The organism is Chamaesiphon polymorphus CCALA 037 (genome assembly GCF_003003845.1).
Classification (GTDB): Bacteria; Cyanobacteriota; Cyanobacteriia; order Cyanobacteriales; family Chamaesiphonaceae; genus Chamaesiphon; species Chamaesiphon polymorphus.
Genome location: NZ_PVWO01000272.1, coordinates 1 through 7,704, shown reverse-complemented (window position 1 = coordinate 7,704; position 7,704 = coordinate 1). Strand labels below are relative to the sequence as shown.

Genomic DNA, 7,704 nt, shown 5'->3' with positions numbered 1-7,704 from the left:
ATCAATACTAATTGAGCCAAGATTGGTATACTTGGGGCTGTCTCGAACCATTCGATCGCCAGTTGTCCGTCGCGATCGATGGCAAAATAATTAAAGTCACTCCACTCAGTAATACTGCGATCGAAAATTAGGATCGTTTCCGACCATTCGCCCTTAATATTGACAGGCACATTGTCTCTAGTTGCCGAAATCGCGATCGGATCTTCTGCCTTACATAACACGCCCCAACCAGGTAGACTTACCCAGCCACCAGCCCAATTGCTCTGAAAGATCTGAAAAGCTCCGGTACTACTAGCGATTTGGGGAACTTGTGCCAGAATGCTCGTCGCGATCGGAAATGATCCAGCCACAGGAATAGTGCGCGGTAGCTCCTCATCCGCTTCCAATCGGTAGATCGGTAATGCTGGTGCTGGGCGTTGGGGTGGTGCTGTCAGCGCGGTGAGTAATTTTTCGATCTGCTGGCGGGCACCTTGACTGTGGGCGAACATCAGTCCCCGCGCGATCAGACGCGTTTTTTCGGTCAGATCGGCTTGTTGCTTGATATATCGCCAGTACTGGTAAGCGACAGCATCCCCTGGATGGTGGGTAAAACCCTCAGGCGGCTGGCGCATGTAAGAAAATTCTTTAAATGCCTTGGCAACCTCTTTCGAGCCTTCAGAGTCGATATTGCGGCTGTGGAGGTAGTCAGCCGTAGCCGCCCGATCTTCTTTCGAGAGGATTCGGAGTTCGTAGAGACTATCGCTACCTACGCGCTGATAGTGAGTTTCGGTTGCTGGTGCCACCCCAACGCTCATCATGCTATCAAAGACTTGGGAGGCGACAATAATTTGATTTTGCTGGATCGGTTCAAATCCTGTCTTTTCAAAAATTTCTTGGGGATTGAGTCCCGCTTTTTGGAGTTGCTGGCAAGCTTTGCCCCATTCTACCCAGTTGCTTTCTTTGCGCCGCAACATCAGCAAGAGTGCTTCTGTATCGATGGGTGGCTGATTGTCGGTGAATTCGGTCATGATTGGGTTTTTGCGATCGATAGATCTCTAGTATCTTACGTTGGCGCAATCTGTGGCAATGAAATTCGGCTGGCTGGTTTGATGTAATCTTGCGGTTATTTCGTCTCAGCTTTCTGCGATCGTAATTGAGGTTACTCCTACCATCTTTGTCTTGAAAAGGTGCTTCACTTGCGGCGCAGCGAATGGGAGGGAACCTCCCGTTCGCTGCGCCAAGACAGGGCAATGCCCAAGAACGCACTTTTGGCGATCGACGATCGACTAATTAACGAGCGATCTCCCGATTGCCACACTTTGACAACAATAACCCCGCAATCGCTAATTTGCTGGCTTCTAATACCCAGTAAATTGCGTGCAGTTGGTTCATCTCTGCGGGCAGCGATTTTGTCATCGCCAATACGTCCAAATCTATCCCTAAGCCACTCATATAAGGCGTGAGGACAAAAGTATAGCTCAGGGCGATTAGCAGCAGCATTACGCCACTAGCAAGCATCTCCCGTTTAGTTTCTAGATCGGCTCTAGATACCTCGCTTAATGCCCACACACTGCTCAGTGCTGCCGCCGCACACAATAACTCTACCCGATTGAAAATCCAAAAAATACTATAACTTGCCGAGGCAAAGCCACTACTCTCCATCATCCCCGTCGTCCAGAGGGTGGGCATGATGACGAAATCTAATAGTAAACTACCACTCAGCCACAGACCCAGGCTGCCGATCGCGACATTCTGCCATCGTCTAGCTGGAGTCTGTCCTACTAAAAAGCTATTCTTGTCTCCACCATTAAATGCTTGTGTCATGTCATCTACCTTTTTAGCGATCCTCAACTATTCAGGATAACTTATGAGATTGATAAGTAGTTCTAATTTTTGTGTCGAAATCTGTCCGCTGGCGAGGTAGCTAATGGCTAACTTAGATGCTAACTAACTCGAAATAGCGATCTTCGAGTAAAAAGGAGCTGCGATCGAATTTAACTGCCCAATAATTGCCAGGTTTGCGATCGGTAATTATGCCCTGAGCACCAATCTCTAATAGAGTGGGGGGGCGCAACATCGGCATCGGATCGGCAGTTTTTAGATAAGGTGGTAATGCAACAATCCGAACCGTTGCACCAATGTTAAATTCTTGAGACATAATTTATTAATTCGGCAAATATCGATTATTATTTAGCAATTACATAGATCTCAATCGAATGATTTTCGCATCAGTCGATCGGATGATTTTTACAAAAGTCGATGCTCGATACATAACTGGCGATCGCCAGAGATAGAGAGCCGCATTGGCGATCCGCTCGCTAGTCGATGGTCGGGATCCATGATTTAGATCGGGGAAAGAGTTAGAACATCACTTATTAAAAAAATAGCACGAGTCAAAATCCATGACTTGCAATGGAAATCGATCGATATTATGATAAACGATCGGTTTCCAAGATCTTGTGCTACCATTATAAATGAAGATTATTTTCGGCTGTATGGTTCTTTTTACAAGCTTTTCTCCGAATCTAACTCTCTACACCTACAGGATTCTGGAGACAGCGATATGTCAATTTACGTCGGCAATTTATCCTACGAAGTTACGCAGGATGACCTGACTCAGACTTTTGCCGAATATGGTAAAGTCAAACGAGTTCAATTGCCTACCGACCGGGAAACTGGTCGTCTACGCGGTTTTGCTTTTGTTGAAATGGAAACCGACGCCGAAGAATCTGCTGCTATCGAAGCTCTCGATGGTGCTGAATGGATGGGTCGCGACCTCAAAGTCAACAAAGCCAAGCCTCGCGAAGAAAAAGGCTCCTTCGGTGGCGGCAACCGCCGCTACTAAGCTCGAACCCCAAAGTTCGCGCTCGTAAGGTCTTAAGGACAGACGTCAAGTTTGTCCTTATTTTGGTTGGCAAATAGTTGGAAGAATACCACTCTTTCAGCCATAATGATTAGTTAGTAAGTTTTTTTGGATGGGTTAGGATGTCTCAAGTAATTCCCGGTGAAAGTGAAGGCATTGAGTCAGTGCTACGCCGATTCAAGCGAGAAGTCTCCAAAGCGGGGATTTTTCCTGATATGCGCAAACACAGACACTTTGAAACTCCAATTGAGAAGCGCAAGCGCAAAGCAATTGCCAGACACAGACAGAATAAGCGTCGGTTCCGCACTTAATCTATCTGTTATCTCAAATATTTAAACCTATAGATCTGTTCGGAGAGCGTTCAAAACTCGATCGAGCAGATTTTTGGTATATATGTATTGTAAATTTGAGTACACCCAGATTTAGGTTAGGGGCAATTTATCCCAAAAGGATGTGCCAACTAGCGATTTGTAAAGCCAAATCCGCTGCGAGATGACTGAGATAACAAGGTAACAGCGAGTGATAGATCTTGGCACATCTAGCCCATAATACCCCTGCCACAAACACCGCGATCGAGCCGACAACTACCAATCGCCAATCATCACAATAAGCAGCCAGCAAAATAATATGGTGCAGCGTAAAGAATCCCGCCGAAATCCATACCGCCTGCTCCTGCGTCCATAATCTGGCACAGTGGCGATAGACAAACCACCGCCAGACATATTCTTCAATTAGTGAATTAACTAAAGTCTGAAAAGTCCCAAAGCCAAATACCATCAAGGGAATATTCATACCCATCTGGGTGACTCTGGCTCTAATATCGGCAATATTCAACCAATATCTACCTGCAAACCAGTAGCTACCCAAGATCGTGCCAAACATTAGCAAACCCAAGATAACGCCCACTACCCAGCCATCTAGAGCTACTTTCAATTGTAGCTGCTGTCGCTCTACCGATACCTGCCACCAGAGCGGAAATACCAACAGCCAGATGCCGCAATAAATGGCGATGCCTTGCCCAATTGTACCTGGGGCAATTGTCGTCGAAAACAGCGCGCCGATGCTGGTGATGGGCACGATGAGTAATAAGGCCAGAATCGAGCGATTGCGTTCGCGTAAGTAGATGTTATGAGTTGATTTCATCGATTAAATTGAGAATGGGAAGGATATTCTTAACTTAATCCCTAAATTTGTCTGCTTGGCGATCGATCGGACAGTTATGCGATCGTCCATTCCTCTTTGATATACCACTAAAGTCGGCAGGCCGCGATCGCCAGATCTAGTTTCAATCGGTGCCAACTGTCAGATTGGTTGAAGACTTGCTGTTTGCAGTGAGTAAAGCTCGAACTAGTCAGGATGGCGGAGGCAAATTGAAGCGCAATGCCAGTTAAAATCGCCTTCACAACAGTTGTAATTGAGATTATGGGTTGTTGAGTGAGAATGGACGCTTGCGCGTCCACTGGCGACTATTTAAGATTAGCCGCTGCAAAATCCCAATTTACCAAGCTATCTAAGTAGGTGCTGATAAAATCTGGGCGACGATTTTGGAAATCGAGGTAGTAGGCATGTTCCCACACATCTAAGGTCAGCAGGGGAGTTTGGCCGTGAACGAGGGGATTTTCAGCGTTACCAGTTTTGGTAACCTTGAGCGTACCGCCATCGTTAACCAACCAAGCCCAACCACTACCAAATTGAGTCGTAGCAGCAGCTTTAAAGTCTGTTTTGAATTGGTCGAAGCTACCGAAGTCAGCATCGATTTTTGCCGCCAACTCACCAGTTGGAGTACCACCACCATTAGGCTTCATGGATTTCCAGAAAAAGGTATGATTCCAAACCTGAGCGGCATTATTGAAGATACCTGCTTTACTGGCATCACCAAAACTACCTCTAACAACATCTTCGATCGACATATCCGCCATCGGCGTATCTTTGGTAAGATTGTTGAGGTTAGTCACATAAGTAGCATGATGCTTACCATAGTGAAACTCAAACGTCTTTGCGGACATGTGTGGCTCTAAAGCACTGACATCATAAGGCAAAGCTTCTTGTACGAACGCCATTGGGGATGCTCTCCTAAAATTAGTAGTATTCTCACTCTATGCTGACTATAGCAAATTTAGCCCGCCAGACGCGAGCAGATCGACACAAATCTGGTTGCTATCGCGCTTTCTGATGCGATGTCCGATCGAGAGCGGTTGGCAAATACCCGCCTTTTTGCTGAGATAAATTCGTACAACTGGCGGATTGCCGATCGGAAATTTATGAGTAAGATTAGGCTTATTAGTTACCCAATAACTACTGCAACTTAGATCGCTATTTACTGGTGGTCTATTTTTTGTATCTATACTTAGAGAGCAATCCTCACTTTTTTGCGATTATCGAGGATAGCGTTCGGGCGATCGCTACTGAAAAGTGCCAAGATAGATAGGTAAAATCTGGATTAAATTAGCTAAAGTTGCTATGCAGCCCAATATTGAAATCTATACCTGGCGTAGTTGTCCCTATTGTATCGACGCGAAAGCTTTGTTGAAGAGTAAGGGTGTCGAGTTTACCGAGTATGCGGTCGATGGTGACGAGCAGGCGCGATCGGAAATGTCTAAAAGAGCTAATGGTAGACGCTCTGTGCCGCAAATTTTTATCGATGACGCTCACATTGGCGGTTGTGACGATCTCCACGACTTGGACGATAGCGGTAAATTAGATTCGCTATTGGGGATTGCTCGATCTTAACTATTACCGATCGATAAAAAAGCAGCCGACATAATTATGTCGGCTGCTTTTTGCTTTTATGAGCACGGAGGGATTCGAACCCCCGATCCTCAGGACCGGAACCTGATGCTCTATCCACTGAGCCACGTGCCCTAACTTTTCAAATTATATCACAACCTATCTAGAAAAGTTCGATCGACTAATCACGATCGCCTCTACTCCCTTCCCATCATCAAACTAGACATCTAGACGTAGTGAGTGAATAGTGGATAGTGGATAGTGGATACACGAACGATATCACAGATCGAGATTGTCTGTTTCTGGAGTTGGCAAGGGGTAAATGCGGCGATCGCGAGTTAGAATTGTGGCAGTTTTTGGGTAATCTAATTAAGACAAAACCCAGATTTCTCTATAGAAATCTGGGTTTTGTTGTCGATCGAGACCGAACCTGATGCGGATGGGGAGACTCGAACTCCCAAGGACTAAGCCACACGCACCTCAAGCGTGCGCGTATACCAATTCCGCCACATCCGCTTGTTAATTTTTTTCTTGAGGTGCGTTTTATGCGCTTTGTTAATTTACCACGCTTTATAGTACCAGTCAAGAGGGTAGAGCGGAGATACAAGACAACCGGATACGTTTCTTAATAATTCACGCAATCTATTACCCGACGGCATCAGTAAAGCAAGCATTGCCGATACTCTACCGCTACTATCCCAACTCTTCTCGAAAGAGTACTAGGATTGACGCCGCTCGGTACGAAGATGCAACAGTGTTAGCGTAGCCCCAACCACGTCCAGAGATCTTGCCCCGTTACCAATTCCAAGAGCAATAACAAGACAAATCCCACCATGGCAAAGCGACCATTGGTGCGCTCGGCATAAGCATTCCAGCCAAAACTAGGCTCGACTGGGGGAGTAATGATGTTTGAGTCTGTAGATGTTTCGATCGTCACGAGTGTTATTTACCTCCTATTTATCTGTTATTTTAATCGATTCGCAATTTATTTTTGGCATAAATTGCCGTAATACCCAATCAAATCGCCATTTTCGGTTGACATGCGATCGAGATCGATGTCGGACTTGTGATGTTATCACAAACGATCGCCAAAGAATCGCCCACAATATAGACAAGTCCACAGTAAACATCGGGGAGCAGCAAGATAAGTGAAAACACGTAGAAGACTCGATCGAATATTGCTCGACTATTGACAACTGGTAATCCCACTGATGGAATTTATAAAGATTTGAGACTAAACTTAACGAGCTACGATCCGCAACTCATAAAAGGATCGAGCGAAATTGAGTAAATAGAGATAGTGCGATCTATTAAGTGAACTATATAAATAGCAACTTTTGTTTCAACTGCTTGACATCGGGCTGGCGGCTCATCCTTAAAAGCAATCTAAATAAATCATCATAAAAAACATTCGACCGCTCGGTTGACCATTACAGCACATCTAAAAACGCCATTTCACTATCTGCGATCCTCTTTTCTCAAAGGCTCCGCCGATAGCAAGCGATTTAGATGCGCGACAGCAGCATGGCTAGTCTTTATATACTTTAGCCGATCGCCGATTTTTAGCAATTAGCTATCGCTGCCAATTTTAAACTATGGTTTCGCATTATTTCGCGATCTACTATCAACTCTTATTTATAAAATTGTCATGACTACCGTTTTAGAATGCGATCTGAAGCACCACAGTTTACAACTACTGCGCGAATATCAACAAACTGGCAAAGCAAGACTGCGCAACCAGATTGTGGAACTAAACTTGGGATTGGTGCGGAAAGAAGCACATTACTGGGTGAGTCAGTGCAAAGAGACTTATGACGATTTGCTGCAAGTTGGGAGTATCGGACTGATTAACGCGATCGACAAATTTGAAGTTAGCAAAGGATATGCCTTTAGTACTTTCGCGATGCCTTATATTAGGGGTGAAATTCAACACTATTTGCGCGATAAAAGTTCGATCTTAAAAATGCCCCGCAAGTGGTTCGCACTGATCCAACAATCGGCAACCATTACCAAAAATTTCCAAGCACAACATCAACGCCAACCCACCGAAGCCGAAATCGCCCAAGCATTGGATATTTCCATCGTTGAGTGGCAAGAAATCAAAATGGCGTACCAAAACCGCCAGCCCGTAAGTT

11 protein-coding genes and 2 tRNA genes are annotated in these 7,704 nt (G+C 45.3%); 4 read left to right on the top strand and 9 right to left on the bottom strand.

Translation table 11 applies throughout. The features are described 5' to 3' along the window. The 3 genes from raf1 to sipA all read right to left on the bottom strand — a co-directional run. Positions 1-1,007 (bottom strand): RuBisCO accumulation factor 1 (gene raf1 / locus C7B77_RS18680; protein WP_106308168.1); only part of this gene is annotated, 1,007 nt, incomplete at its 3' end. A gap of 262 nt (positions 1,008-1,269) precedes the next feature. Further along, on the bottom strand, positions 1,270-1,803 hold the full coding sequence (locus C7B77_RS18675; protein ID WP_146138393.1) for a DUF4149 domain-containing protein: 534 nt from the start codon (positions 1,801-1,803) through the stop codon (positions 1,270-1,272). Between the two features lie 112 nt (positions 1,804-1,915). Then, positions 1,916-2,137 (bottom strand): regulatory protein SipA, encoded by a 222-nt coding sequence (sipA, locus tag C7B77_RS18670; RefSeq protein ID WP_106308165.1) that lies wholly within the window; start codon positions 2,135-2,137, stop codon positions 1,916-1,918. 405 nt (positions 2,138-2,542) lie between these two features. On the opposite strand from sipA, the gene C7B77_RS18665 reads away from it, so the two are divergent. Beyond that, positions 2,543-2,824 carry an RNA recognition motif domain-containing protein gene (locus tag C7B77_RS18665; RefSeq protein WP_015162499.1) on the top strand — a complete coding sequence of 94 codons (282 nt, stop codon included), beginning with the start codon at positions 2,543-2,545 and terminating at the stop codon, positions 2,822-2,824. Positions 2,825-2,964: 140 nt separating this feature from the next. After that, entirely contained in the window at positions 2,965-3,153 is a 189-nt protein-coding gene (gene rpsU / locus C7B77_RS18660; protein WP_015162498.1) for a 30S ribosomal protein S21, read from the top strand. 127 nt (positions 3,154-3,280) lie between these two features. Here rpsU and C7B77_RS18655 read toward each other — a convergent pair whose 3' ends face one another. The 3 genes from C7B77_RS18655 to sodB all read right to left on the bottom strand — a co-directional run bounded on the left by C7B77_RS18655 (position 3,281) and on the right by sodB (position 4,902). Next, positions 3,281-3,985, bottom strand: coding sequence for a CPBP family intramembrane glutamic endopeptidase (locus tag C7B77_RS18655; RefSeq protein ID WP_106308162.1), 705 nt, complete (start codon positions 3,983-3,985; stop codon positions 3,281-3,283). A 107-nt stretch (positions 3,986-4,092) separates the two neighbouring features. Beyond that, positions 4,093-4,245 carry a hypothetical protein gene (locus tag C7B77_RS30160; RefSeq protein WP_181243922.1) on the bottom strand — a complete coding sequence of 51 codons (153 nt, stop codon included), beginning with the start codon at positions 4,243-4,245 and terminating at the stop codon, positions 4,093-4,095. A gap of 63 nt (positions 4,246-4,308) precedes the next feature. Next, a complete protein-coding gene (sodB, locus tag C7B77_RS18650; protein WP_106308159.1) occupies positions 4,309-4,902 on the bottom strand; it encodes a superoxide dismutase [Fe] in 594 nt (197 codons plus the stop codon). Positions 4,903-5,302: 400 nt separating this feature from the next. Between sodB and grxC the strand changes: the two genes are divergently transcribed. Beyond that, complete coding sequence (gene grxC, locus C7B77_RS18645) at positions 5,303-5,572, top strand: glutaredoxin 3 (protein WP_106308156.1); 270 nt, start codon at positions 5,303-5,305, stop codon at positions 5,570-5,572. A gap of 59 nt (positions 5,573-5,631) precedes the next feature. On the opposite strand, the gene C7B77_RS18640 is transcribed toward grxC, so the two are convergent. The 3 genes from C7B77_RS18640 to C7B77_RS18625 all read right to left on the bottom strand — a co-directional run bounded on the left by C7B77_RS18640 (position 5,632) and on the right by C7B77_RS18625 (position 6,506). Then, positions 5,632-5,704, bottom strand: a tRNA-Arg gene (locus C7B77_RS18640). A gap of 299 nt (positions 5,705-6,003) precedes the next feature. Further along, positions 6,004-6,085, bottom strand: a tRNA-Leu gene (locus C7B77_RS18630). 241 nt (positions 6,086-6,326) lie between these two features. Next, positions 6,327-6,506: a chlorophyll a-b binding domain-containing protein gene (locus tag C7B77_RS18625; protein WP_181243921.1), complete on the bottom strand. Its 180-nt coding sequence runs from the start codon at positions 6,504-6,506 to the stop codon at positions 6,327-6,329. Between the two features lie 711 nt (positions 6,507-7,217). Between C7B77_RS18625 and C7B77_RS18615 the strand changes: the two genes are divergently transcribed. Beyond that, positions 7,218-7,704 (top strand): sigma-70 family RNA polymerase sigma factor (locus C7B77_RS18615; protein ID WP_146138392.1); only part of this gene is annotated, 487 nt, incomplete at its 3' end.

Excerpts from the sequence above, each read along its gene's own strand:
- C7B77_RS18675 (WP_146138393.1), bottom strand. The coding sequence starts at position 1,803 with ATGACACAAGCATTTAATGGTGGAGACAAGAATAGCTTTTTAGTAGGA.
- sipA (WP_106308165.1), bottom strand. The coding sequence starts at position 2,137 with ATGTCTCAAGAATTTAACATTGGTGCAACGGTTCGGATTGTTGCATTA.
- C7B77_RS18665 (WP_015162499.1), top strand. The coding sequence starts at position 2,543 with ATGTCAATTTACGTCGGCAATTTATCCTACGAAGTTACGCAGGATGAC.
- rpsU (WP_015162498.1), top strand. The coding sequence starts at position 2,965 with ATGTCTCAAGTAATTCCCGGTGAAAGTGAAGGCATTGAGTCAGTGCTA.
- C7B77_RS18655 (WP_106308162.1), bottom strand. The coding sequence starts at position 3,985 with ATGAAATCAACTCATAACATCTACTTACGCGAACGCAATCGCTCGATT.
- sodB (WP_106308159.1), bottom strand. The coding sequence starts at position 4,902 with ATGGCGTTCGTACAAGAAGCTTTGCCTTATGATGTCAGTGCTTTAGAG.
- grxC (WP_106308156.1), top strand. The coding sequence starts at position 5,303 with ATGCAGCCCAATATTGAAATCTATACCTGGCGTAGTTGTCCCTATTGT.